This window comes from Treponema sp. R6D11 (genome assembly GCF_054786075.1).
Window position 1 is genome coordinate 1 of the sequence record NZ_BDHD01000970.1, and the last position, 429, is coordinate 429.

Annotated in this window: 1 protein-coding gene; it reads right to left on the reverse strand. The window is 50.8% G+C overall.

The genetic code is table 11. The features are described 5' to 3' along the window. On the reverse strand, positions 1-423 hold a 423-nt coding region (locus ACYVTD_RS17050), incomplete at its 3' end, for an iron-containing alcohol dehydrogenase (RefSeq protein ID WP_461248834.1). Positions 424-429: the final 6 nt, after the last annotated feature.

The following is a 429-nucleotide window of genomic DNA, read 5'->3' on the forward strand; positions in this document are numbered from 1 at the left end:
CTTTGCCAATTCGCCCCAAAAATCATCTTCCAGAAACTCGCAGATAAGATCGCAAATTTTATCCTGCAAGCGTATCGCGAAATCGTTATCCCCGGGGTTGTAATTTGTGGCAATCTCATATTTTTTTACGACGCTGTCCGCGACGCCGGCGTAGAAATACCTTAACGGGGCGGAGCTAAGTATTTCCTTGTCGACAACAACGGCCTCCGGAGCGGTTTCGCGGTATATGTATTCGGTCTGCTGTCCTTTTGAATTGTACATCACGCTCAATGTCGTAAACGCCGCGCAGGTCGCAGGAATCGTCGGTATGGTTATAATCGGAACCTTCGCGTAACTGGCGGCCAGTTTAGCCGTGTCCATCACCCGCCCGCCGCCGGCGGCGATCAGCACGTCGGCCTTGCGTGAGTGGATTAAATTTTTTATTTCATC